Source organism: Pseudomonas sp. BN414 (assembly GCF_029871275.1).
GTDB lineage: Bacteria > Pseudomonadota > Gammaproteobacteria > Pseudomonadales > Pseudomonadaceae > Metapseudomonas > Metapseudomonas resinovorans_C.
On sequence record NZ_SSOL01000079.1, the window covers coordinates 396953 to 421208 of the forward strand.

General features: G+C 63.6%; 20 protein-coding genes and 1 tRNA gene. 10 read left to right on the forward strand and 11 right to left on the reverse strand.

The features are described from left to right. Positions 1–94: 94 nt before the first annotated feature. Together sbcD and E8E95_RS29695 are read left to right on the forward strand one after the other, a co-directional pair. Positions 95–1315, forward strand: coding sequence for an exonuclease subunit SbcD (gene sbcD, locus E8E95_RS29690; RefSeq protein ID WP_280355958.1), 1221 nt, complete (start codon positions 95–97; stop codon positions 1313–1315). Next, entirely contained in the window at positions 1312–4737 is a 3426-nt protein-coding gene (locus E8E95_RS29695) for an AAA family ATPase (protein WP_280355959.1), read from the forward strand. The genes sbcD and E8E95_RS29695 overlap by 4 nt, the downstream gene beginning before the upstream one ends. 437 nt (positions 4738–5174) lie before the next feature. On the opposite strand, the gene rlmF is transcribed toward E8E95_RS29695, so the two are convergent. The 8 genes from rlmF to E8E95_RS29735 all read right to left on the reverse strand — a co-directional run bounded on the left by rlmF (position 5175) and on the right by E8E95_RS29735 (position 14396). After that, positions 5175–6164, reverse strand: coding sequence for a 23S rRNA (adenine(1618)-N(6))-methyltransferase RlmF (gene rlmF, locus E8E95_RS29700; RefSeq protein ID WP_280355960.1), 990 nt, complete (start codon positions 6162–6164; stop codon positions 5175–5177). 56 nt (positions 6165–6220) lie between these two features. Beyond that, a complete protein-coding gene (locus E8E95_RS29705) occupies positions 6221–6781 on the reverse strand; it encodes a VTT domain-containing protein (protein ID WP_280355962.1) in 561 nt (186 codons plus the stop codon). Between the two features lie 35 nt (positions 6782–6816). Then, positions 6817–8646 (reverse strand): SLC13 family permease, encoded by a 1830-nt coding sequence (locus E8E95_RS29710; protein ID WP_280355964.1) that lies wholly within the window; start codon positions 8644–8646, stop codon positions 6817–6819. Between the two features lie 38 nt (positions 8647–8684). Then, positions 8685–8981, reverse strand: coding sequence for a winged helix-turn-helix domain-containing protein (locus tag E8E95_RS29715; protein ID WP_280355966.1), 297 nt, complete (start codon positions 8979–8981; stop codon positions 8685–8687). Positions 8982–9035: 54 nt separating this feature from the next. Beyond that, complete coding sequence (locus E8E95_RS29720; RefSeq protein ID WP_280355968.1) at positions 9036–11885, reverse strand: valine--tRNA ligase; 2850 nt, start codon at positions 11883–11885, stop codon at positions 9036–9038. 120 nt (positions 11886–12005) lie between these two features. After that, positions 12006–12482 carry a DNA polymerase III subunit chi gene (locus E8E95_RS29725; protein WP_280355969.1) on the reverse strand — a complete coding sequence of 159 codons (477 nt, stop codon included), beginning with the start codon at positions 12480–12482 and terminating at the stop codon, positions 12006–12008. A 13-nt stretch (positions 12483–12495) separates the two neighbouring features. Then, positions 12496–12912, reverse strand: a complete 417-nt coding sequence (locus E8E95_RS29730) for a DNA polymerase III subunit chi (RefSeq protein ID WP_280355971.1) — start codon at positions 12910–12912, stop codon at positions 12496–12498. Further along, complete coding sequence (locus tag E8E95_RS29735) at positions 12909–14396, reverse strand: leucyl aminopeptidase (RefSeq protein WP_280355974.1); 1488 nt, start codon at positions 14394–14396, stop codon at positions 12909–12911. Before E8E95_RS29735 ends, E8E95_RS29730 begins: the two co-directional genes overlap by 4 nt. Positions 14397–14538: 142 nt before the next feature. Between E8E95_RS29735 and lptF the strand changes: the two genes are divergently transcribed. Together lptF and lptG are read left to right on the forward strand one after the other, a co-directional pair. Further along, on the forward strand, positions 14539–15660 hold the full coding sequence (lptF, locus tag E8E95_RS29740; protein ID WP_280355976.1) for an LPS export ABC transporter permease LptF: 1122 nt from the start codon (positions 14539–14541) through the stop codon (positions 15658–15660). Further along, positions 15653–16714, forward strand: coding sequence for an LPS export ABC transporter permease LptG (lptG, locus tag E8E95_RS29745; protein ID WP_280355977.1), 1062 nt, complete (start codon positions 15653–15655; stop codon positions 16712–16714). The genes lptF and lptG overlap by 8 nt, the downstream gene beginning before the upstream one ends. A 49-nt stretch (positions 16715–16763) precedes the next feature. Here lptG and E8E95_RS29750 read toward each other — a convergent pair whose 3' ends face one another. The 3 genes from E8E95_RS29750 to E8E95_RS29760 all read right to left on the reverse strand — a co-directional run bounded on the left by E8E95_RS29750 (position 16764) and on the right by E8E95_RS29760 (position 17958). After that, positions 16764–17261 (reverse strand): RDD family protein, encoded by a 498-nt coding sequence (locus tag E8E95_RS29750; protein WP_280355979.1) that lies wholly within the window; start codon positions 17259–17261, stop codon positions 16764–16766. A 105-nt stretch (positions 17262–17366) separates the two neighbouring features. Continuing rightward, positions 17367–17579, reverse strand: coding sequence for a cold-shock protein (locus E8E95_RS29755; protein WP_016491057.1), 213 nt, complete (start codon positions 17577–17579; stop codon positions 17367–17369). Between the two features lie 293 nt (positions 17580–17872). After that, positions 17873–17958: transfer RNA gene (locus E8E95_RS29760), tRNA-Leu, on the reverse strand. Positions 17959–18067: 109 nt separating this feature from the next. Here E8E95_RS29760 and queA point away from each other — a divergent pair. From queA to E8E95_RS29790, 6 genes are all read left to right on the forward strand, one after another. Beyond that, complete coding sequence (gene queA / locus E8E95_RS29765) at positions 18068–19117, forward strand: tRNA preQ1(34) S-adenosylmethionine ribosyltransferase-isomerase QueA (protein WP_280355981.1); 1050 nt, start codon at positions 18068–18070, stop codon at positions 19115–19117. 14 nt (positions 19118–19131) lie between these two features. Next, entirely contained in the window at positions 19132–20247 is a 1116-nt protein-coding gene (gene tgt / locus E8E95_RS29770; protein WP_280356198.1) for a tRNA guanosine(34) transglycosylase Tgt, read from the forward strand. A 54-nt stretch (positions 20248–20301) separates the two neighbouring features. After that, a complete protein-coding gene (yajC, locus tag E8E95_RS29775; protein WP_077522670.1) occupies positions 20302–20643 on the forward strand; it encodes a preprotein translocase subunit YajC in 342 nt (113 codons plus the stop codon). Positions 20644–20706: 63 nt separating this feature from the next. Next, on the forward strand, positions 20707–22569 hold the full coding sequence (secD, locus tag E8E95_RS29780) for a protein translocase subunit SecD (RefSeq protein ID WP_280355983.1): 1863 nt from the start codon (positions 20707–20709) through the stop codon (positions 22567–22569). 8 nt (positions 22570–22577) lie between these two features. After that, positions 22578–23492, forward strand: coding sequence for a protein translocase subunit SecF (gene secF, locus E8E95_RS29785; protein WP_179061707.1), 915 nt, complete (start codon positions 22578–22580; stop codon positions 23490–23492). A gap of 179 nt (positions 23493–23671) precedes the next feature. Beyond that, positions 23672–24256, forward strand: coding sequence for a glycine zipper 2TM domain-containing protein (locus tag E8E95_RS29790; protein WP_179061706.1), 585 nt, complete (start codon positions 23672–23674; stop codon positions 24254–24256).

Genomic DNA, 24256 nt, shown 5'->3' on the forward strand with positions numbered 1-24256 from the left:
GCGAATGCTGGGAAGGATAGCGGCTCCGTGGTTGCCAGGCCGCGAAGGAAATGACAGGGTTGCCCGCATTTCCGTTCCTTCGCCGTGATTCCCGATGCGCATTCTCCATACCTCCGACTGGCACTTGGGCCAGCACTTCATGGGCAAGACCCGCCAGGCCGAGCACCAGGCCTTCTGCCGCTGGCTGATCGAGCAGGTACGTGAACGCGAGGTCGACGCGGTGCTGGTCGCCGGGGATGTGTTCGACACCGGCGCACCGCCCAGCTACGCCCGCGAGCAGTACAACCAGTTCATCGTCGAACTGCGGGATGCCGGCGCCAGCCTGGTGGTACTCGGTGGTAACCACGATTCGGTCGCCATGCTCGGCGAGAGCCGCACGTTGCTGGCGCAACTGGATACGCGGGTGGTGCCGGCGGTGGGCGTCAATCCGGACGAGCAATTGCTGGTGCTCAAGCGCCGCTCCGGCGAACCGGGGGCGATCCTCTGCGCGATTCCCTTCATTCGTCCGCGCGATGTGCTGCAGAGCCAGGCCGGGCAGAGCGCGGCGGACAAGCAACTGTCCCTGCAGCAGGCGATCCAGGATCACTATCAGCAACTGTTCGCCCTCGCCGAACAGCGCCGCACCGAACTGGGCGGCGGACTGCCCATCGTCGCGACCGGCCACCTGACCACCGTGGGCGCCAGCGCGAGCGAGTCGGTGCGGGAAATCTACGTCGGTGCGCTGGAAGCCTTCCCCACTAGCGCCTTCCCGGCGGCCGACTACATCGCCCTCGGACATATCCACAGGCCGCAGAAGGTGGGTGGCCTGGACCACATCCGCTATTGCGGCTCGCCCATTCCGCTGTCTTTCGACGAGGCGCGGCAGCAGAAGGAAGTGTTGCTGGTGGAGCTGGATAGCATTGGTCTGCACAAGGTGGAAGCCCTGGCGGTACCGCGTTTCCAGCCCCTCTATTCACTGCGTGGCAGCCTGACGGAGTTGCCGGCCCTGTTCGCCGAAGTGGCGCGCGATGGCAGCCCGGAACAGCCCGTCTGGGTGGAGGTGCAGATCAGCACCGACGACTACCTCAACGACCTGCAGGCGCGTCTGGCTGCACTCTGCGATGGCCTCCCGGTAGAGGTGTTGCGTATTCGCCGCGAACGCGGCGCGGCCCTGGCTGGCCTGCAGCGTGAGGCACGGGAAACCCTCGATGAGCTGAATCCGCAAGAGGTGTTCGACAAGCGCCTGGATAGCGAAGAGCTTGAGCAGGAACTGCGGCAGCGACTCCAGGGACTGCACCGCGAAGTGCTGGCCGAATTGCAGGAGGGCCAGGCATGAAGATCCTCAGTCTGCGCCTGAAGAACCTCAATTCGCTCAAGGGCGAGTGGAAGGTCGATTTCACCGGCGAACCCTTCGCCGGCAACGGCCTGTTCGCCATCACCGGCCCCACCGGTGCCGGCAAGACGACCCTGCTGGACGCCATCTGCCTTGCGCTCTACCACCGGACGCCTCGCATGGGGACCGTATCGGCGAGCATCAACGAGCTGATGACCCGTCACACCGCCGACTGCCTGGCAGAGGTGGAATTCGAGGTGAAGGGCGTGGCCTATCGCGCCTTCTGGAGTCAGCGCCGTGCCCGCGACAAGGCTGATGGCGGCCTGCAGCCACCCAAGGTGGAGCTGGCGCGGGTGCTGGATGGGGAAATCCTCACCGACAAGATCAACGACAAGCTCAAGCTGACCGAGAGCCTGACGGGCCTCGATTTCGAGCGTTTCACTAAGTCCATGCTGCTGGCCCAGGGTGGCTTCGCCGCCTTCCTGGAGGCTAACGCCAACCAGCGTGCGGAACTGCTGGAAGAACTGACCGGCACCGAAATCTACGGGCGCGTATCCCAGCGCGTATTCGAGCGCACCCGTGAAGTGAAGACCGGGCTGGACCAACTGCGCGCCCGCGCCGAGGGGGTCGAGCTGTTGAACGAAGACACCCGCGCAGCCTTGCAGCAGGAAGTCGGCATCCTCTCCGACGAAGAGCGCCAACTGCAGACTCGCCAGGCCGATCTGCAACGTCAGCGGCAATGGCGCGATGAACTGGACAAGGCCCTGGCCCGCCAACAGGCAGCCGGACAACAAGGCCAGGCTGCCCGCGCCGCCCTGGAACAAGCGCAGCCGCAACTGTCCCGGCTGGCTGCCAGCGAGCCGGCCAGTCAGCTGTTGCCCGTGTATCGCGATTGGCAGCGGACTCAGCAGCAGCTGAATCAGGGTGAAAGCGAACTGCGCGTCACTCGGCACGATTTGCAGACGCTGGCCGAACGCATCCTCGACCAACTCTGGCAGGGCGCCCAGCTTGGCGAGCAGTGGGCAGAGGCGCGCCAGAATGCCCTTGAAGGCCTCCAGGCCGAGCGAGAAGCCCTGCAAAGGAGGATGGCTGAACAACCCCAGCGGTCCCGTCTTGGAGAGCACCTGGGGGGCTGGCGGGCGGAATTCGGCGCCCTGGCCAGGCGCCAGGACGAGTTGAGCGGATTGCAGAGTGCCCAGGCCGAGCTGAAGCGCCAGGCGGATGATTTGGGCGTGCGCTTCAGCCTGGCCCGTGGTGCCTTGGAAAGTGCCAAGGCCGAACAGGCGCAGGCGCTTCATGGCGAGACGGAAGCGCAAGCCCGGCTCGATGGACTCCTGGGTGGGCTGGATGACGCTGCCCTTCGCTCGCAGTGGCAGCAACTGTTGGAACGAGGCCGCCAGCTGGAGCGCCTTGACCAACTGTCCCAACAACGCCGACAACTGGCCGAGCGCCAGTCGCGCGCCCGTGAGCAACTGCAACCGTTGCAGGACGAGCAGAAAACCCTGGTCGAACAGCGCGATTCCCTTCGTCGCCGTTTCGCCGAACTCAAGCAACAGATCACCGACAAGGAAAAGCTCCTCGAACAGGCGCAGCGCATCCAGCAACTGGAGGCTTATCGTGCCGCCCTGCAGCCGGGCGAGGCCTGCCCGCTGTGCGGTTCCCATGAGCATCCGGCCATTGCCGAGTACCAGGCCCTCAACCTCTCCGCTACCCAACAGGGGCTGCTGGATTGCAAGGCCGCGCAGGACGAGGTGCGCCAGCAAGGGGAAACCCTGAGCAATCGCCTGGCTTCCCTGGAAGCGCAGGTGGCCCAGCTGGGCGAAGCCTTGCAGGGCGCCGAAGTCGAACAGCGGCAGTACGTGGAGCAATGGCGCGAGCTGTGCCAGACCCTGGAACTCCAATTGCCGGACCTGGCGGCGCTGCAGGCCGAGCTGTCAGGTCATGCCGAGCAGCTGCACGCGCTGCAGGATCGACTGGCACAGCTGGATCAGCTCAAGGCTGGCCTAGTCTCGGCCCGCGACCTGCGCCAGCAGCGCGACAAGGTCCTGCACGATTGCACCAGCCAGCTCGCCTTGCTGGAGAAGGACCAGGCCAGCCTGCGCCAGCAGGAACAGGGCAACGCGCAGCGGCTGGAGCAACTGGACCGCGAGCAGGGTGAGGCGCGCGAGCAGTTGTCCGCCAGCCTGGCGACACTGGGCTATGGCCTGCCGACGGCAGGTGACGTCTGGCTCACCGAACGCGAAGCCGAGTGGCAGCAGTGGCAGCAGGACCAGGCGACCGGTCAGCAACTGGAAGTCCGCCTGCGAGACCAGCAGCATGCCCTGGAGGCCGCTCGGGAGCAGGCCCGTCTGTGGCAAGGCCGCTGGCAGGCTTCCGGGCATACCGGACAAACACCGCTGGTGCCGGTAGAGGATCCCCAGGCCGCGCTGGCGCTGGTGCAGTCCGAGCTGGACGCTGCGCAGCAGCGGCTGAACCAGCTCAAGGGCAGTGAGCGCAGCCAGGACCAGCGGATCCAGGAAGCCCGGCACCAATTGCATGTGCAGCTCGACTCCTGGCGACAGGGGCTGGCCGCCAGTCCTTTTGCCGATGAAGCCGCCTTTATCGCCGCCTTGCTGGATGAGGCGGAACGCAACGCCTTGCTTGAGCTGCAGCAGCGGCTAAACAGGGAACTGGGCGATACCGAAGCCCTGTTGGCTGACGCTCGGGCCCAGGCCGAACGCCTGCAGGCTGAGCCCCAGAGCGAGCTCGACCGCGAGCGTCTGGAGAGTGAATGGCAGGCCCTGGGCGAACGCGTGCGCGAGCTCAGCCAGCGACAGGGCGAAATCCGTGCCCAGCTCTCCGGTGACGAGCAGCGCCGGCAAAACCAGCAGGCCCTGTTCGCCGACATCGCCCGCCAGGAAGCCGAATACGACCTCTGGCAACGCCTCAACGGCCTGGTGGGATCGGCCGACGGCGCCAAGTACCGCAAGTTCGCCCAGGGCCTGACCCTGGACCATCTGGTGCACCTGGCCAACCTGCAATTGCAGCGCCTGCACGGCCGCTATCAGTTGGCCCGGCGCCAAGGCGGAGAGTTGGAGCTGGAGGTGGTGGATACCTGGCAGGCCGATGTCGTCCGCGACTGCAAGACCTTGTCCGGCGGCGAGAGCTTCCTGGTCAGCCTGGCGCTGGCGCTGGCGCTGTCCGATCTGGTCAGTCACAAGACCAGCATCGATTCCCTATTCCTCGACGAAGGCTTCGGCACCCTCGACGGTGAAACCCTGGAAATCGCCCTCGACGCCCTGGATGCACTGAATGCCAGCGGCAAGATGATCGGTGTGATCAGCCACGTCGAAGCATTGAAGGAACGCATCCCGGTGCAGCTCAAGGTGCACAAGGGCGTGGGCATGGGGTACAGCCGGCTGGATGCCTGTTTCGCGGTTTGTTAGTTGAGGCAGACCTGCAGTCTGCTTAGCGATTGAAATCGCTCCCTCAAGATGGGCAAGACGGTTCAGGTGGCACGGACAGCCCCCTCTCCGCTTGCGGGAGAGGGCTGGGGTGAGGGCAGCTGGAACTGGCTCGATTCCCATAGGCAGCCCTACGGTCTGCTTAGCGATTGAAATCGCCCCCACAGGATGGGCAAGACGATTCAGCTGGCACGGACAGCCCCCTCTCCCGCTTGCGGGAGAGGGCTGGGGTGAGGGCAGCTGGAACTGGCTTGATTCCCATGGGCAGCCCTGCGGTCTGCTTGGCGATTGAAATCGCCCCCCACAGGATGGGCAAGACGATTCAGCTGGCACGGATAACTCCCCTCTCCGCTTCAGGGAGAGGGGCGGGGGGAGAGGGTTGTTGAGGCAGCTCGAAGTCCCGAGCAGACCCGCCGCAATCAGGCCCAGCGTTCCTTGCGCCAGGCTTCGCGCCCGGCGGCATCGAAGAAGGTCCAGGCGACGAAGCGACTCTGCTTCTGGCCCTGAGCCATTTCCAGGACGCGGATTTCCACGGCATTGTTTCGCCGCAGGCGAGCCTCGAGTCCTGGCAGATTGCTGGCTTTGGAAACCAGGCTGCTGAACCAGAGCACCTGTGCCTTGCAGTGCACGCTCTCATCCGCCATCCGTTCCAGGAAACCGACTTCGCCGCCTTCGCACCAGAGTTCCGCGCCCTGGCCACCGAAGTTCAGCACCGGCAGCTTGCGCTTGGGGTCGAGCTTGCCGAGGTTCTTCCACTTGCGCTGGCTGCCGCGCGTGGCTTCTTCCAGTGAGCTGTGGAAGGGCGGGTTGCACAGGGTCAGGTCGAAGCGTTCGCCCGGCGCGATCAGTCCTTTGAAAATATTGCGCGATCCGGTCTGTTGGCGCAGGTCGATGGCGCCGTCCAGTTGGTTGGACTGGACGATGTCGCGCGCCGAGCCGAGGGCCGTCGGGTCGATATCGGCACCGGTGAAGTGCCAGCCGTACTCGCTATGGCCGATCAGCGGATAGATGCAGTTGGCGCCTACACCGATATCCAGCGCCTGGATGCCCTTGCCGTGGGGAATCTGCCCACCGTTATCCGCGGCCAGCAGGTCGGCCAGGCCGTGCAGGTAGTCAGCGCGACCCGGTATGGGCGGGCAGAGGTAGCCAGCGGGAATGTCCCAGTGCTGGATGCCGTAGAACTGCCGCAGCAGGGCCCGGTTGAAGACCTTGACCGCCTCCGGATCGGCGAAGTCGATGCTCTCCTTGCCGTAGGGGTTGGTGATGAGGAAGCGCGCCAGCTCCGGGCTGCCCTGGATCAGTTGGGGAAAGTCATAGCGGCCCTGATGGCGATTGCGTGGGTGCAATTGCCCCTTGGCGGCGGGGGGCTTGGCTGGGGCGGTGCGGGGGCGCTTGGGAGGCTGGGGCATGGTGGCGGTGTCGGCAGGTGAAAACGCGGCATTTTCCCACAGGCGCGGGGCTGGCGTCAGGAGAGGTGAAGCGCGCGTCCGAGGTAATCGAAGAACAGGCAGTAGACGGCGATGGGCAGCGGCAGGCCGAGCAAGGTTCCAGTCAGGTAATGGCGAAAGCGCACGCCGCTGAGGCTGAGCGCGTAGTTGAGAGCCGGCACGGTCTGAAACAGCATCCGCAGCAGGGCAATGACGGTCACTGGACGTTCGTCGAGGTGGGCGATGATGCGTCGCGCCAGGCGGTTGTCCAGCTCCCGCAGGGCGCTGCCGCCGAGCAGGCGGATGACCACGAATGTCGTGCAGCAGGAGAAGGTGGCGGCCAGGTAGGTGGCCAGCCCGCCCCAGACGCGCCCCAGGGCCAGTACCGAGGCGGCGAGGAAAATCCAGCCGGGAATCTGGATCAGGTTGCCCAACGCGAAGAGCAGGGCGAAGAGCAGCAGACCCCAGCCCTTGTGCGCCAGCAGCGTGTCATGGAGGTACTGGAGGCTCAGATGTTCGCGCAAACCGCTGAACTGGAAGCCCGCCAGGAGGAGTGCGAGAAACAGGGCGACCAGAATCAGGCGGCGGTACTTGTACATGGCAGGGGCTCCGCAGTTGTCCCCTTCATTGAAGCTCAGAGCGGGAACACCAAGGGCACCAGGAAAACGCTGACGATCATCACCAGGACCGTGAAGGGCACACCCACCTTCACGAAGTCGCCGAAGCGATATTGCCCAGGTCCCAGCACGAGGGTATTCACGGGCGAGGAAATGGGCGTCATGAAGGCTGCCGATGCCGCCAGGGCGACGATCATCGCGAAGGGGTAGGGCGACATTCCCAGTTGCTGGGCCGTGGCAATGGCCACCGGGGCCATGAGCACGGCGGTGGCGGTATTGGAAATGAACAGGCCGATCAGCGCGGTGACGATGAACAGGCAGGCGAGCATGGCGTAGGGACCGGCATTGCCGAGCAGGGCGACCAGCCCCTTCACCGCAAGGTCGATGCCGCCGGTTTGTTGCAGGGCCAGGGCGAACGGCAGCATGCCGACGATGAGGATCAGGGTGGGCCAGTGGATGGCGCGGTAGGCGCTGTCCAGGTCGATGCAACGGAACGCGCCCATCAGCAGACAGCCGATCAGCGCTGCCATCACGTTGGGCACCAGGCCGCTGACCATCAGGAAGATCATCACCGCAAGGCTGAGCAGGGCGTAGGGCGCCTTGCGCGCGGTTGGGGCCACTTCATCCACTTCGGCGGGCAGGCTCAGCACCAGGAAGTCGCGACTTTGCCCCTGCAACTGGTGGATGGCTTTCCACTCGCCGGCCACCAGCAGGGTGTCTGAGGGTTTCAGCTTCTCGTCCACCAGCACGCCTTCCAGCGCCTCACCATGGCGACGCAGGCCGACCACGTTGAGCTGGTGGCGGGAACGGAAACCCAGTTCCTGGATGGTCTTGCCCGGAAGCTTCGACTCGGGCGGCAGGGCTACCTCGGCCAGCCCCAACGAATGGGCGTGCAGGCTGTAGTAGGACGAGGGCAGCGGCAAGGGTTCCAGGCCGAGTTCCTGGTAGGCGCCCAGCAGGCCAATGGCCGGGCTGGCGAGGTCCGCCAGCAGTACGTCGCCGGGTTCCAGCAGGGTATTGCCGGTGGCCATCAGCAGCAGGGTGCGAAAGCGGCGCTGGCGCTCGACGGCGATTACGTTGATGCCGTACTGCTTGCGCAGCTCCAACTCGTTGAGGGCCTGGCGAACCAGAGGGGAGTCGGCGCGTACTTTCAGGCGCCGTTCGCGTTCTTCGAGGGCGTAGGCCGTGGCCAGGTCGGTGAGGGTCAGGCGCGGTACGGCGTCGGCCTGGTCGCTGCCCCTGGGGGTCAGCCAGTGCCGAGTGAGCAACATGTAGACGATACCCAGTGCCAGTACCGCAAGCCCCACCGGGGTCAGGCTGAAGAAGCCGAAGCCGTCGAGGCCGGCGCGGCGCAGTTCGCTGTGTACCACCAGGTTGGGAGCGGTGGCGACCAGGGTGAGCATGCCGCTGATCAAGCCGGCGAAGGCCAGCGGCATCATCAGCCGCGCCGGGGCGATCTTCAGCCGTGCGGCGACCCCGAGGGCGACGGGAATGAAGATGGCCACCACGCCCGTCGAGCTCATCACCGAGCCGAGGCCGGCGGCAGCCAACATCAGCAGTACCAGCAGGCGTGTTTCACTGCTGCCGGCGCGGGCCACCAGCCAGTCGCCGAGGCGATAGGCGATGCCGGTGCGGACCAGGCCGTCACCGATGACGAAGAGGGCGGCGATCAGCACTACGCTGGGGTCACTGAAGCCGGCCAGGGTGTGACTGATATCGAGAATGCCGGTCAGCGGCAGGGCGACGATGACCAGCAGGGCGACCACGTCCATGCGTGGCTTGTTGATTACGAACAGGGTGATGGCGACCACGAGCAGGCCAAGCACCATCAGCAGATCGAAGTTCAAACGCGACTCCCAGGGTTCCTTGAGGGGGCGGCAGTCTGTCAGGGGTAGTTCAGAACGGCCTTGATCTGATGCAGGTTAGCGGCGATCCAGTGCTTGTCGATGGCACCCCAGTTGCGGATCACGTAGTGCCCGGCGTTATTGCGCTCGCCGGACTGCTGCTCGAAATGGCAATCGATATCCAGCTCACCCAGGGCCAGCAGCGTGTCCTGTGCGGTGCGCCGGGGCATCCCGGTGGCGTCCATGATTGCCGGCACACTGACAGCGGTGCCGCTGTCGATCAGCCAGGCGACGTAGAGGCGGCGGTAGAAGCTGGACTTGGTCTTGCTGGTTTCCATGGACTGTCCTTCAGCAAATAGAACAAGGCCCGCAGTAGCGGGCCTTGTCGGGGGTTACAGGCTGGCGATTCGCGAGCGCTGTTCGGTCAGGTTGGCCAGGGCCTGTTCGGCTTCGGCCAGCTTGGCGCGCTCCTTCTCGATCACCTCGGGCGGAGCCTTGGCGACGAAACCTTCGTTGCCCAGCTTGCCGCCGACTCGCTTCACTTCGCCGTCCAGACGCTGGATTTCCTTGTCCAGGCGGGCCAGTTCCGCGTCCTTGTCGATCAGCCCGGCCATGGGTACCAGCACCTGCATGTCGCCGACCAGGGCAGTGGCGGACATCGGCGCTTCTTCACCGGCGGCCAGGACGCGAATGGTCTCCAGCTTGGCCAGCTTCTTCAGCAGCGGCTCGTTGTCGGCCAGCCGGCGACGGTCTTCGTCGTTGGCATTGGCGAGGATGATGTCTATGCGCTTGGCCATGGAGATGTTCATCTCGCCACGAATCTGCCGCACGCCGAGCATCAGTGCCTTGACCCACTCGATGTCGCCTTCGGCGGCAGCGTCGATGCGCTCTTCCACTGCAACCGGCCAGGGCTCGAGCATCAGGGTGGCGCCGCTCTTGCCGGCCTGGCCCTTGATGCGCTGCCAGATTTCTTCGGTGATGAACGGCATGAAGGGGTGTGCCAGGCGCAGGGCCACTTCCAGCACGCGGATCAGGGTGCGGCGGGTGCCGCGCTGGCGCTCGATGGGGGCGTTCTCGTCCCACAGAACCGGTTTGACCAGTTCCAGGTACCAGGCGCAGTACTGGTCCCAGATGAACTCGTAGAGAGTCTGGGCGGCCAGGTCGAAGCGGAAGGCGTCGAGGTGACGGGTGACTTCAGCTTCGGTGCGCTGCAGGGCGGAGATGATCCAGCGGTCAACCGAGGACAGTTCGATCGGTTCGTCGTTGACGCCGGTGTCCTGGCCATCGGTGTTCTCGATGACGAAGTTGGCGGCGTTCCACAGCTTGTTGCAGAAGTTGCGGTAGCCCTCGACGCGGCCCATGTCGAACTTCACGTCACGGCCGGTAGACGCCAGCGAGAGGAAGGTGAAGCGCAGGGCGTCGGTGCCGTAGCTGTTGATGCCTTCCGGGAACTCGGCCTTGGTCTGCTTGGCGATCTTCTCGGCGAGCTTCGGCTGCATCATGCCGCTGGTGCGTTTTTCCAGCAGGGTATCCAGGTCGATGCCGTCGACGATGTCCAGCGGGTCCAGGACGTTGCCCTTGGACTTGGACATCTTGTGGCCCTGGGAGTCGCGCACCAGGCCGTGGACGTAGACGGTCTTGAACGGAACCTGCGCGGTGCCGTCTTCGTTCTTCACCAGGTGCATGGTCAGCATGATCATGCGGGCGACCCAGAAGAAGATGATGTCGAAGCCGGTGACCAGCACGTCGGTCGGATGGAAGGTCTTGAGGAATTCGGTCTGTTCCGGCCAGCCCAGGGTGGAGAAGGTCCACAGGCCCGAGCTGAACCAGGTGTCCAGCACGTCTTCGTCCTGGCGCAGGGCGATGTCGCCCAGGTTGTGCTTGGCGCGCACTTCGGCTTCGTCGCGGCCGACATAGACATTGCCGGCTTCGTCGTACCAGGCCGGAATGCGATGGCCCCACCAGAGCTGGCGGCTGATGCACCAGTCCTGGATGTCGCGCATCCAGGAGAAGTACATGTTCTCGTACTGTTTGGGCACGAACTGGATGCGGCCATCTTCCACTGCGGCGATGGCCGGTTCGGCCAGCGGCTTGGTGGAGACGTACCACTGGTCGGTCAGCCACGGCTCGATGACGGTGCCGGAGCGGTCGCCCTTTGGCACTTTCAGCGCGTGGTCTTCGATCTTCTCGAGCAGGCCGAGTTGTTCGAAGGCGGCGACGATCTGTTTGCGCGCTTCGAAGCGGTCCAGGCCGGCGTATTGCGCGGGCAGGCTGCCGTCGAGCTGGTCGTTGACGCTGCCGTCGAGGTTGAACACTTGGGCGGTGGCGAGCACGGCGGCGTTCTTGTCGAAGATGTTGATCAGCGGCAGGTCGTGGCGCTTGCCGACTTCATAGTCGTTGAAGTCGTGGGCCGGGGTGATCTTCACGCAGCCAGTGCCGAACTCGGGGTCGCAGTACTCGTCGGCGATGATCGGAATGCGGCGGCCCACCAGGGGCAGTTCGACGAAGGTGCCGATCAGGTTCTTGTAGCGCTCGTCTTCCGGATGCACGGCAACGGCGCTGTCGCCCAGCATGGTTTCCGGGCGGGTGGTGGCGACGATCAGGTAATCCTTGCCATCGGCAGTCTTGTGGCCGTCGGCCAGCGGGTAGCGCAGGTTCCACAGGCTGCCTTTCTCGTCGTGGTTTTCCACTTCGAGGTCGGAGATGGCGGTGTGGAACTTGGTGTCCCAGTTGACCAGGCGCTTGCCGCGGTAGATCAGACCATCTTCATGCAGGCGCACGAAGGCTTCCTTCACCGCGTCGGACAGGCCGTCGTCCATGGTGAAGCGCTCACGCGTCCAGTCCACGGAGGAACCGAGGCGGCGAATCTGGCGGGTGATGGTGCCGCCGGATTGTTCCTTCCATTCCCAGACCTTCTCGAGGAATTTCTCGCGGCCGAGGTCATGGCGGCTGACGCCCTGGGCGGACAGCTGGCGCTCCACCACCATCTGGGTGGCGATGCCGGCATGGTCGGTGCCCGGCTGCCACAGGGTGTTGCGACCCTGCATGCGACGGAAGCGGATCAGGGCATCCATGATGGCGTTGTTGAAGCCATGACCCATGTGCAGGCTGCCGGTCACGTTCGGCGGCGGGATCATGATGGTGTAGGGGTCACCGGAACCTTGCGGGGCGAAGTAGTTGTTCTTCTCCCAGGTCTGGTACCAGGAAGTTTCGATGGCGTGGGGCTGGTAGGTCTTGTCCATGGTTCGGCGGGGACCCTAGAGGCGTCTGAACGGGAAAACGGGAGAGTATAACGGCAACGGCCCCTCGAAAGAATTGGCGCGCGTTACCGGTGCCGCCCGGTGGTTACCGGGCGCGCCGGATCACTGCCGGCGTGGCGGCAGCAGGCGGGTCAGGCGGGCTTCGAGGCGGCGTTTGAGTTCGGCTTCGATCTGCGGCACGAAATCGTCGATCACATCCTGCAGGATCAGCTGCGCGGCGGCGCGCAGTTCGCTGTCCAGGCGGACCAGTTCCGGGTTGCTCGCCGGCGTCATGCGCTGACGTATCGCTTCGGCCATCTGTGCGGGCGCTGGATCTGGCTCCGGAGTCGGCGCGGCAATGGGGTCCGGTTCGACGGGCGCTGCCTGGAACAAGGGCTGCTGCGGGGCCGACAGGGGCGCGGCCGGCGGCGTGGGCGCGGGTTCGACTATTTCCGACAGCAGTGGGATGTCGTCGGCATCCAGGGTTTCGGTGAGCAAGGGTGGTTCGGCGTCGCCAGGCTCGTCATCGAGCAGGGCACGAATGGATTCGAGGTCGTCCAGCAGGTTCGCCGGCTTTTGGGGATTCTTGGGGGTGTCCATCGGTGCGGTACGGCTAGAGTTCGACTCGTTTCGGATCATAGCCCCGCTGCCGGTAGCTACGGAAATTCTCCCGGCAGGCGGCAAGCAGGTCGGGTTCCTGGTTGACGATCTCGATGATCCGGCTGAATTGCTCGACGTGAGGGGAAATGGTCGAAGCAAGGTTGATCAGCAGGCCCTGCTGGGTGGCGGGTGCTTCGTCCAGGGCCAGCACCACCGGGGCGCTGGCGTCGTCGTCGATCAGGCTGTGGGGAATGAAGCTTTCGCCGCGAAAACGCCAGAGCAGCTCGTTCAGCTCGTCGCGCTGGGCGGCATCGGTGCAGCGCACGAGGACTGGCAAGCCATGTCGCCAGCCCTTGGCGGCCAACTGGCAGGCCGCGCGCAGGCGGTCTGCCGGATTGGCCGAAGAGAGCACGTAGAACTCAACTCTCACTTGATGCGGTCCAGCAGGTACTGGGTGAGCAGGGGGACTGGACGGCCTGTGGCGCCTTTATCCTTGCCGCCGCTGACCCAGGCGGTGCCGGCGATGTCCAGGTGCGCCCAGTGGAACTTCTTGGCGAAGCGCGACAGGAAGCAGCCGGCGGTGATGGTGCCGGCCTTCGGGCCGCCAATGTTGGCGATGTCGGCGAAGGGGCTATCCAGTTGTTCCTGGTACTCGTCGAACAGCGGCAGCTGCCAGGCGCGATCGTCGGCGTATTCGCCGGCCTTGAGGATCTGCTTCACCAGCGCGTCGTTGTTGCCCATCAGGCCAGAGGTATTGCTGCCCAGGGCGACAATGCAGGCGCCGGTGAGTGTGGCGATGTCGATCACCGCCTGCGGCTTGAAGCGCTCGGCGTAGGTCAGGGTGTCGCACAGCACCAGGCGGCCTTCGGCGTCAGTGTTGAGGATCTCGACCGTCTGGCCGCTCATGGTGGTGACGATGTCGCCCGGGCGCGTGGCGCCGCCGCTGGGCATGTTCTCGGCGCAGGCCAGCAGGCCCACCAGGTTGATCGGCAGTTGCAGTTCCAGCACGGCACGGAAGGTGCCGAGCACGCTGGCGGCGCCGCACATGTCGTACTTCATTTCGTCCATGCCGGCCGCCGGCTTGATGCTGATGCCGCCGGTGTCGAAGGTGATGCCCTTGCCGACCAGGGCGAAGGGTTGCTCGTCCTTCTTGGCACCCTGGTAATTGAGCACGATCATCCGCGGCGGCTGCTCGCTGCCCTGGGCCACGGCGAGGAAGGCGCCGGCGCCGAGCTCCTTGAGCTTCTTCTCGTCGAGCACTTCGACCTTGAGGTTCTTGTGCGCCTTGGCCAGGGCCTTGGCTTCCTCAGCGATGAAGCTGGGGTGGCAGAGGTTCGGCGGCAGGTTGCCGAGGTCGCGGGTGAACGCCATACCGTTCGCGATCGCCTGGGCGTGCAGGCTGCCGCGCTCGACCTCGGCCTGGTCGGCCTTTTCCACCAGCAGGGTGATTTTCTTCAGGGCCCTGGGTTCGGCCTTCTGGCTCTTGAAACGGTCGAAGACGTAACCGCCATCGGCCAGGGTTTCCACCATCAGGCGGGCCTTGCCGTAAGCGTCGCGGCCTTTGACGGCCAGCTCGGAGAGGGCCAGCGTGGCATCGCCGCCGCCGAGGCCTTTCAGCACGCCATTCACGGCGGCGATCATTTTGCGGAACTGGCGGTCAGAGAGGTCGCGCTCCTTGCCACTGCCCACCAGCAGTACGCGCTCGGCCTTGAGATTGGGGAGGCTGTGCAGGAGCAGGGTCTGACCCACCTTGCCGGCAATGTCGCCGCGCTTGAGCAGGGTCGTGATGGCGCCGCCAGCTGCGGTATCAACGGCCTTGGCGGCGTCGCCAAGCTTGCGTCCTTCGCCGACAGCGACGACCAGTGTGGCGGTTTTCAGGGTTTCCAGACGGGCGCTTTTGACGAGGAATTCCATGACATGTGTCCCCAAGACAAAGAGCCGGGATTGACGGATAATGCCGGCTATTTTTTCAGTGGCCCGTCAGAACGGCGGGCTGGCCATAAAGCGGCTAGTTTGAGCGTAGCCGCGTGAGCCTGACAACCCTGGAGTGTCTGGTTTGATTGTCTTCCGTTATCTCTCCCGCGAAGTCCTGGTTACCCTGAGCGCGGTCAGTGCCGTGCTGCTGGTGATCATCATGAGCGGCCGTTTCATCAAGTATCTGGCGCAAGCCGCGCAAGGGGCGTTGGACCCCGGCGTGCTGTTCATGATCATGGGGTTTCGGATCCCCGGTTTCCTTCAGCTGATCCTGCCTCTGGGGCTGTTTCTCGGTTTCCTGCTGGCCTACGGCCGCCTGTATCTCGAAAGTGAAATGACCGTGCTCAGCGCTACCGGCATGAGCCAGCAGCGCCTGATGGTCTACAGCCTCGCGCCTGCGCTGCTGGTGGCCCTGCTGGTGGCCTGGCTGAGCCTGGGCCTCGCGCCCCAGGGCGTTGGCCAGGTCGCTCGCATCCTCAACGAACAGGATGCCCTGACGGAGCTGGATACCCTCGTTCCCGGACGCTTCCAGGCGCTCAAGGGTGGTGGTCGGGTGACCTATACCGAAACCCTGTCTTCCGACCGCGGTGAGTTGGGCGGTGTGTTCATTTCCGAGAAGCGCATTTCGCGCCAGGACGGCAAGGATCGTGGCATTGGGGTGCTGGTCGCGGAGAAGGGCCACCAGGAGGTCCAGCCGGACGGCAGCCGCTACCTGATCCTCAAGAATGGCTATCGCTATGACGGCAATCCGGGCAAGGCCGATTACCGCATCATCCACTACGAAACCTACGGCGTGCTCCTGCCCAAGCCCGAGATTTCCTCGGAAATCGGCGAGCGCGAGGCGGTGTCCACCTCCGAGTTGATCGGCAGCACAGACCCGCGCTACCAGGCCGAACTGCAGTGGCGTCTGTCGATCCCGCTGCTGGTGTTCGTCGTCACCCTGCTGGCGGTGCCGCTGTCCAGGGTCAATCCGCGCCAGGGGCGCTTCCTCAAGCTGCTCCCGGCCATCCTTCTGTATATGGCGTACCTCGCCCTGCTGATTGCTGCGCGCGGACAGCTGGACAAGGGGCGCATTCCCATGGCCCTCGGCCTGTGGTGGGTTCACGCATTGTTCATCGCGGTAGGCCTGTTGTTGTTGTACTGGGAGCCTCTGCGCCTGAAGTGGGCGGCTCGTCGTGATGCCCGTGAGGTGGCCCATGGTTAGGTTGGATCGTTACATCGGCACTAGCGTGTTCTTCGGCATCCTCGCGGTGCTGGGGATCATCGTCAGCCTCGCGGCGTTGTTCGCTTTCATCGATGAACTGGGCGACGTGGGGGGTGACTACGATGTGCTCGCCGCAGCCTGGTATGTCTTCCTCACCCTGCCGCGTCGGATCTACGACATGCTGCCCATGGCGGCCCTGATCGGCAGCCTGATCGGTCTCGGCACCCTGGCCAGCAGCAGCGAACTGACCGTGATGCGTGCTGCCGGTGTGTCCATCGGTCGTATCGTCTGGGCGGTGATGAAGCCCATGCTGGTGCTGATGTTGGTAGGCGTGCTGATTGGCGAGTACGCCGCACCCTGGAGCGAGAACCTGGCCCAGGCCAATCGTTCCCTGGCCCAGGGCGGCGGTGATGCACAAAGCTCCAAGCGTGGTCTGTGGCACCGCCAGGGCGAGGAATTCGTCCACATCAACGCCGTGCAGCCCAATGGCGTGCTCTATGGCGTGACGCGCTATCACTTCGACGGCGAGCGCCACATGCAGTCGGCCAGCTTTGCCAAGCGCGCGTTGTTCCAGGGTGACTACTGGCAGTTGGAGGATGTGACCACCACGCATTTCCGGGGTGATCACACTGAGGTGCTCAACAGTGTCACCGAGCGTTGGGATATCGAACTCAAGCCGGAGTTGCTCGGCACCGTGGTGATGGAGCCCGAGGCGCTGTCGATCACGGGTCTTTGGCGTTACACCCACTACCTGGCGGAGCAGGGGCTGAACAACGGCCGCTACTGGCTGGCGTTCTGGACCAAAGTGCTGCAGCCCCTGGTTACGGCGGCCCTGGTGCTGATGGCGATCTCCTTCATTTTCGGTCCGCTGCGTTCGGTAACCCTGGGCCAGCGCGTGTTCACCGGCGTCGTGATCGGCTTCGTGGTGCGCATCAGCCAGGATCTGCTCGGGCCTTCGAGCCTGGTGTTCGGATTCTCGCCGCTCTTCGCGGTTCTGGTACCGGCGGGCATCTGCGCCCTGGCTGGCGTCTGGCTGCTGAGGCGCGCGGGCTGACCCCGAATCGACCCAAGAAAAAGCCGGCGTCTGCCGGCTTTTTTGTGGGTCACTTCTTGTGTGCGTCCTTGGGGACGCGAACGACCCGGGTTTCCGAATAGATGTCGTGCCAGGTGCGCTTCTCTTTGTCCCAGAGACTCCAGAGGAAGCCCAGGCCCAGCGCCAGCCATGAACCGATGGCAATGACGAAACGCAGGAGGGCCTGCCACAGGCTGATGGCCGAACCATCCTTGTTCTGCACGCGGATACCCCACACCTGCATGCCGAGGGTCTGTCCGTTATGGGTCCAGAACTTGGCGAAGAATCCGAACAGGGCGAATACCAGCAGCGTGGAGAGCACCGGGTCGCCGGAGAGGGCACCCTGATCGGCCAGTTGGCGCAGGTACTCGCCTCCGTAAATCAGACGGAGGACGACCTGTTGATAGATCAGGGTGACCACCATCAGCAGGGCGACGCAAAGGAGGAAGTCGTAGAAGATCGCGGCGAAGCGGCGAACCAGCCCGGCAGAGGGGAATTCACCCTGGGGGCGCAGCTGATGTTTCGGCATTGCGGGCTCTTGGCGTGTGGAGGGCGCGCCATTCTAGCAGCCGATTCGCGGGCACAAAAAAGCCCCTGATGTTTCCATCAGAGGCTTTCGGCGAAGCTCGGGTAGTTAGTTAACTACCTGAACCTTGTCAGCCTGCATACCTTTCTGGCCTTGAACGGCTTCGAAGGTAACCTTCTGGCCTTCTTTCAGGCTACGGAAGCCGGAGCCTTCGATAGCGCGGAAGTGAACGAACAGATCCGGGCCGCTTTCCGGGGTGATGAAACCAAAACCTTTCTCGTCGTTGAACCATTTGACGGTGCCGGTTTGACGATTCGACATATCTTTTTCCTTGAAACTGAAGTTGATGACAGCCTGCTGTTCACTGATGCGCCAGAAGGGCTGGAACTGGTTGCAAAGAGGTAAGAGAAGTCGAGCGGGATGTAGCGGATCTGGTGATCTACCGCATCAGGTCACGATTCAACAGCGACCCATGCAAACACAGTTGGCCAACTCTACGCTAAGTTTCCCGGAAATGCCAAGCCCCCAAAAGGCCAATATTTACGGGCGGGGGAGGGGCCCGGACGGGCGGAAAGTTGAGGGGGAGAAAGCTCAGAAAGAGCTTGAAGATATCGTGGTGCCCCGGGAGAGACTCGAACTCTCACTCTGTCGCCAGAAACGGATTTTGAATCCGCCGCGTCTACCATTCCGCCACCGAGGCACGATGGCGGCGGAGTATAGGGAGACGCTCTGTGTCGGTCAATCCGTCTGCGTGGTCAGAAACAGGCATTTCCTGTACTATCTGCGCCCCTGCGATACGACCCCCCACCATGCGCGTAGCCGACTTCCATTTCGAGCTCCCTGAAGCTCTTATTGCCCGCCATCCACTGGCCGAGCGTCGCGCCAGCCGCCTCCTCGTGCTGAATGGCGAATCTGGTGCACTGAACCATCGCCATTTCACCGACCTGCTGGAATACCTGCGGCCCGGCGATCTGATGGTGTTCAACAACACCCGCGTCATTCCCGCGCGCCTGTTCGGCCAGAAGGCTTCTGGCGGCAAGCTGGAGATTCTTGTCGAGCGCGTGCTGGACAGCCATCGCGTGCTGGCCCATGTGCGCTCCAGCAAGTCGCCCAAGCCGGGCTCGATGCTGCAGATCGACGGTGGCGGGGAGGCTGAAATGGTCGCTCGCCACGATGCGCTGTTCGAACTGAAGTTTGCCGAAGAAGTGCTGCCGCTGCTGGACAGGGTCGGCCACATGCCGCTGCCTCCCTATATAGACAGGCCTGACGAAGACGCCGACCGCGAGCGTTACCAGACCGTCTACGCCCGCCATGCTGGTGCCGTTGCGGCGCCGACGGCGGGGCTGCATTTCGACCAGGACCTGCTGGCCGCCATTGCCGCCAAAGGGGTAGAGAGTGCGTTCGTCACGCTGCACGTCGGGGCGGGTACCTTCCAGCCTGTGCGAGTAGAGCGCATCGAAGACCACCACATGCACTGCGAGTGGCTTGAAGTGGGCCAGGACGTGGTCGATGCCGTTGCTGCCTGCCGTGCCCGTGGTGGCAGGGTGGTTGCGGTCGGCACCACCAGCGTGCGCTCCCTGGAAAGCGCCGCGCGGGACGGGCAGCTCAAGGCGTTCAGCGGCGACACCGATATTTTCCTGTACCCCGGCCGCCCCTTCCATGTGGTCGATGCGCTGGTTACCAATTTCCATTTGCCCGAATCCACCCTGCTGATGCTGGTTTCCGCCTTTGCCGGCTATCCAGAGACCATGGCCGCCTACGCTGCCGCCGTGGAGCAGGGTTACCGATTCTTCAGTTACGGTGATGCCATGTTCATCACCCGCAATCCCGCCCCTCGCGGGCCCGAGGACCAAGCATGACGCGCACCTGCCGGATGAACTTCGAGCTGCTGGCCACCGACGGCAAGGCCCGTCGTGGCCGTCTGACCTTTCCCCGGGGTGTCGTCGAGACGCCTGCCTTCATGCCCGTAGGCACCTACGGCACCGTGAAGGGCATGCTGCCGCGCGACATCGAAGGCATCGGCGCGCAGATCATCCTTGGCAATACCTTCCACCTTTGGCTGCGCCCGGGCATGGAAGTGATCAAGCGCCATGGCGACCTGCACGACTTCATGCAGTGGCAGGGGCCGATCCTCACCGATTCCGGTGGCTTCCAGGTGTTCAGCCTGGGTGCCATGCGCAAGATCAAGGAGGAGGGCGTGACCTTCGCTTCGCCCGTCGATGGCGCGAAGGTGTTCATGGGGCCCGAGGAGTCCATGCAAGTCCAGCGCGACCTGGGCTCCGACATCGTGATGATCTTCGACGAGTGCACGCCTTATCCGGCGGACTTCGATACCGCCAAGCGTTCCATGGAGCTGTCCCTGCGTTGGGCCAAACGCTCCAAGACGGCCCACGGTGAAAGCACCGCCGCATTGTTCGGCATCGTTCAAGGCGGCATGCACGAAGAACTGCGCATGCGCTCCCTGGAGGGCCTCAGTGAAATCGGCTTCGACGGACTGGCCATCGGCGGTCTGTCGGTGGGCGAGCCCAAGGAAGAGATGATTCGCGTGCTGGACTACCTGCCCGGGCAAATGCCGACGGACAAGCCGCGCTACCTGATGGGCGTGGGCAAGCCGGAGGATCTGGTGGAGGGTGTGCGTCGCGGGGTGGACATGTTCGACTGCGTGATGCCGACGCGTAACGCGCGAAACGGTCACCTGTTCATCGATACCGGCGTGCTGAAAATCCGCAACTCGGTGCATAAGCATGACGAGTCTGCGTTGGACCCGACTTGCGACTGTTACACCTGCAAACACTTCTCGCGCGCCTATCTCCACCATTTGGACAAATGCGGCGAAATGCTCGGCAGCATGTTGAATACAATCCACAACTTGCGGCATTACCAGCGCCTGATGGCTGGTTTGCGCGAGGCTATTCAACAGGGTAAATTGGCCGCCTTTGTCGATGCCTTCTACGCCAAGCGCGGACTACCGACTCCGCCCCTGGACTGATAAAGCCGCATATTCACAGTCGATTTTTTCAAATTTCTGCAACAGGAGTGCTACATGAGCTTTCTGATTCCCGCCGCCTATGCCGACGCCGCTGCGCCGGCCGCCGCTGCAGGCCCTGCCGGTACCGGTTTCGAGTGGGTCTTCCTGATCGGTTTCCTGGTCATCTTCTACCTGATGATCTGGCGCCCCCAGGCCAAACGCGCCAAGGAGCACAAGAATCTCCTGGGCAGCCTGCAGAAAGGTGATGAAGTGGTCACCTCCGGCGGCATCGCGGGCAAGGTCACCAAGGTCACCGATGACTTCGTGGTCATCGAAGTGTCCGATACCGTAGAGCTGAAGTTCCAGAAGGCGGCTATTGCGGCGACCCTGCCGAAGGGCACCCTGAAAGCCATCTAACAGATACATGGATCAACACCGACGGGGCGCCATCAGGCGCCCCGCTTCATAACGGGCGGAGTCATGCTCAACAAGTATCCACTGTGGAAATATCTGCTGATCCTGGCGGTGCTGGCGATCGGCCTGGTCTATTCCGCACCGAATCTCTATCCGGATGATCCGGCGATCCAGATCAGCGGCACCAGCACCGCGCTGAAGATCCAGCAATCCGACCTGGACAAGGCGAGCGAAGCCCTGAAGCAAGCGGGCATCGAGCTCAAGTCCTCCAGCGTCAGCGAGCGCGGCGGCCTGCTGCGTCTGACCAAGCTGGGTGACCAGCTGCCGGCCAAGGATGTTGTGCGCAAGGCGCTGGGCGACGACTACGTAGTCGCACTCAACCTGGCCCCGACTACTCCGGACTGGCTGCGCAAGCTTGGCGCTGCGCCGATGAAGCTCGGTCTTGACCTCTCCGGCGGCGTGCACTTCCTGCTGGAAGTGGACATGGAGAAAGCTGTCGATGCGCGCCTGAAGATCTACGAAGGCGAAGTTCGTACCCTGCTGCGCAAGGAGCGGATCCGCTACCGCAGCCTGCCGGCCCAGGAGAACGGCTTCCAGCTCGGCTTCACCGACCAGGAGTCCCTGGACAAGGCGCAGTCGCTGATTCGCAAGAGCTTCAACGATTTCCAGATGACCACCACCGCGCGTGGTGATCAGCAGGTCCTGCAACTGGTCCTGACCCAGGCCAAGCTGGCTGAGATCCGCGAATACTCCATCAAGCAGAACCTGACCACCGTTCGTAACCGCGTGAACGAACTGGGTGTGGCCGAGCCGATCGTGCAGCGCCAAGGTGCCAACCGCATCGTGGTCGAGCTGCCGGGTGTGCAGGACACCGCCGAAGCCAAGCGTATCCTCGGCAAGACCGCCAACCTGGAATTCCGCCTGGCCGCTGAGGCGACCGCCAGCAAGGCCTCTACCGAATCCTTCGAGTTCCGTGAGCCGGGTCGTCCGCCGGTGCCGCTGGAGCGCAGCCTGATCATCACCGGTGACCAGGTGACCGACGCCCAGGCCAGCTACGACGAGAACGGCCGCCCGCAAGTGAACATCCGTCTGGATGGCCATGGCGGCGAACTGATGAGCCGTGCTACCCGCAACAACGTGGGCCGCAGCATGGCGGTGATCTTCATCGAGCAGCGCCCGGTTACCCGCTACGTCACCCAGGACGTCAACGGCGTCCAGCAGGAAGTCGCGGTCCAGAGCTTCAAGGAAGAGAAGAAAATCATCAGCCTGGCGACCATTCAGTCGCCGCTGGGCAGCCAGTTCCGCATCACCGGCCTGAACGGCCAGGGTGAGTCCTCCGAACTGGCCCTGCTGCTGCGCGCGGGTGGCCTGGCTGCACCGATGTACTTCGCGGAAGAGCGCACCATCGGCCCGAGCCTGGGTGCCGAGAACATCATCAAGGGCATCGAATCCACCGAGTGGGCGATGGTCTTCGTATCGCTGTTCATCATGGCCATCTACCGCTTCTTCGGCTTCCTGGCCACCATCGCCCTGGCGTTCAACCTGGTGCTGCTGGTCGGTCTGATGTCGGTGATCGGCGCGACCCTGACGCTGCCGGGTATCGCCGGTATCGTGTTGACCCTCGGCATGGCGGTGGATGCCAACGTGTTGATCTACTCGCGTATTCGCGAGGAGTTGAACAACGGCCTGTCGGTACAGCGTGCGATTCACGAAGGTTTTGACCGCGCCTATACCGCGATCGTCGACAGTAACCTCACCACCCTGCTGGTGGGCGGCATCCTGTTCGCCCTCGGCACCGGTCCGATCAAGGGCTTTGCCGTGACCATGTCGCTGGGGATCATCACCTCGATGTTCACCGCCATCATGTTCACCCGCGGCATGGTCAACCTGATCTTCGGTGGCCGCAACTTCAAGAAACTGTGGATTTGAGGCCTGTCATGATCAAGTCAACCATCCGTTTCATGGCGATACGCAACGTTGCGTTCGCCATCACCGTGATCATCAGCCTGATCGGTATCGGCAGCCTGTTCATCAAGGGTCTGAACTTCGGCCTGGACTTCACTGGCGGTACGCTGATCGAGCTCGCCTACGAGAAGCCGGCGAACCTCGAGCTGATCAAGAAGGAGCTGGGCCAGGTCGGATACCCCGACGCCATTGTGCAGAGCTTCGGTGCTTCGACCGATGTCCTGGTTCGTCTGGCTGGCGAAGACCCGCAGCTGGGCAACAAGGTGGCCGACGCCCTGCGCAAGGTGGATGCCGAGAGCAAGTTCGAGCTCAAGCGCGTCGAATTCGTCGGCCCGCAGGTGGGTGAAGAGCTGCGTGACCAGGGTGGACTGGCCATGCTCCTGGCGCTGGGCGGCATCCTGCTGTACCTGGCCTTCCGCTTCCAGTGGAAGTTCGGTGTAGGCGCTGTGGCCTCGCTGGTCCACGACGTGATCGTCACCCTGGGTATCCTGGCGTTCTTCCAGATTCCCTTCGACCTCACTGTTCTGGCCGCTGTGCTGGCGATGATCGGTTACTCGCTGAACGACACCATCATCATCTTCGACCGTATCCGCGAGAACTTCCGCGTGCTGCGTCGTGCTGACCTGATCGAGAACATCGACGTGTCCTGCACCCAGACTCTGCTGCGGACCATCGCGACCTCGATGTCCACCGCCCTGGCGCTGTTCGCCCTGCTGATCTTCGGCGGTGACAGCCTGCATGGCTTCGCCCTGTCGCTGCTGGTCGGCGTGGTCGTGGGTACGTACTCCTCGATCTATATCAGTGCCCCGGTGCTGATCTGGCTGGGTCTGTCTTCCGAGGACCTGATTCCGCCGGCGAATACCGCCGAAGCGGATGACCGTCCCTGAGGCGTACCGCAGCTGAAAGCGAGGCCCGGCAAATGCCGGGCCTCGTCGTTTCTGCTGTGTGAGACTGTCGTCCCATTTGTCGGAATATTCCCATGGGTTTGGGAACTTGGCATTTATCCGCCTATCCAAGGCGTTGAGCAGGGCAAGTAGGCCCGCTATGGAAGATTCTGGAGGTTCAAGTGAACAAGTCGATGCTCGTCGGTGCTGTATTGGGTGCGGTTGGTGTGACTGCCGGCGGCGCCGTGGCCACCTACAACCTGGTAGGCAAGAACGGCCCGGAGTATGCCGAAGTGCTCGCTGTCCAACCGATCAATGAAACCGTGAAGACCCCGCGCGAGGTCTGCAACGATGTGGCGGTGACCCGTCAGCGTCCGGTCAAGGATCAACATCAGATTGCCGGTACCGTCCTTGGAGCGGTTGCGGGTGGTCTGCTGGGCAACCAGGTCGGCGGCGGTAGCGGCAAGAAGATCGCCACTGTGGCTGGCGCCGTCGGTGGTGGTTATGCCGGCAACAAGGTGCAGGAGCACATGCAGGAAGGTGACACCTACACCACGACTGAAACCCGCTGCAAGACCGTCACTGATACGAGCGAAAGGCTCGTCGGCTACGACGTGAAGTACCAGTTGGATGGCAAGGTTAGCCAGGTTCGCATGGATCATGACCCGGGTCGTCAGATTCCGGTGACGAAGGAAGGTCAGTTGATCCTGAGTCAGCAGGGCGGCGGTATCGAGCCCCAGGGTGGCGGTGCAGGCGTGCAGCAATAA

Coding starts and splice junctions, on each gene's coding strand:
- rlmF (WP_280355960.1), bottom strand. CDS start 6,164: ATGCCCCAGCCTCCCAAGCGCCCCCGCACCGCCCCAGCCAAGCCCCCC.
- E8E95_RS29755 (WP_016491057.1), bottom strand. CDS start 17,579: ATGTCGAATCGTCAAACCGGCACCGTCAAATGGTTCAACGACGAGAAA.
- lptG (WP_280355977.1), top strand. CDS start 15,653: ATGGTTAGGTTGGATCGTTACATCGGCACTAGCGTGTTCTTCGGCATC.
- E8E95_RS29750 (WP_280355979.1), bottom strand. CDS start 17,261: ATGCCGAAACATCAGCTGCGCCCCCAGGGTGAATTCCCCTCTGCCGGG.
- sbcD (WP_280355958.1), top strand. CDS start 95: ATGCGCATTCTCCATACCTCCGACTGGCACTTGGGCCAGCACTTCATG.
- E8E95_RS29715 (WP_280355966.1), bottom strand. CDS start 8,981: ATGGAAACCAGCAAGACCAAGTCCAGCTTCTACCGCCGCCTCTACGTC.
- E8E95_RS29695 (WP_280355959.1), top strand. CDS start 1,312: ATGAAGATCCTCAGTCTGCGCCTGAAGAACCTCAATTCGCTCAAGGGC.
- yajC (WP_077522670.1), top strand. CDS start 20,302: ATGAGCTTTCTGATTCCCGCCGCCTATGCCGACGCCGCTGCGCCGGCC.
- E8E95_RS29735 (WP_280355974.1), bottom strand. CDS start 14,396: ATGGAATTCCTCGTCAAAAGCGCCCGTCTGGAAACCCTGAAAACCGCC.
- E8E95_RS29725 (WP_280355969.1), bottom strand. CDS start 12,482: ATGGACACCCCCAAGAATCCCCAAAAGCCGGCGAACCTGCTGGACGAC.
- E8E95_RS29705 (WP_280355962.1), bottom strand. CDS start 6,781: ATGTACAAGTACCGCCGCCTGATTCTGGTCGCCCTGTTTCTCGCACTC.
- E8E95_RS29720 (WP_280355968.1), bottom strand. CDS start 11,885: ATGGACAAGACCTACCAGCCCCACGCCATCGAAACTTCCTGGTACCAG.
- secD (WP_280355983.1), top strand. CDS start 20,707: ATGCTCAACAAGTATCCACTGTGGAAATATCTGCTGATCCTGGCGGTG.
- queA (WP_280355981.1), top strand. CDS start 18,068: ATGCGCGTAGCCGACTTCCATTTCGAGCTCCCTGAAGCTCTTATTGCC.
- secF (WP_179061707.1), top strand. CDS start 22,578: ATGATCAAGTCAACCATCCGTTTCATGGCGATACGCAACGTTGCGTTC.
- tgt (WP_280356198.1), top strand. CDS start 19,132: ATGAACTTCGAGCTGCTGGCCACCGACGGCAAGGCCCGTCGTGGCCGT.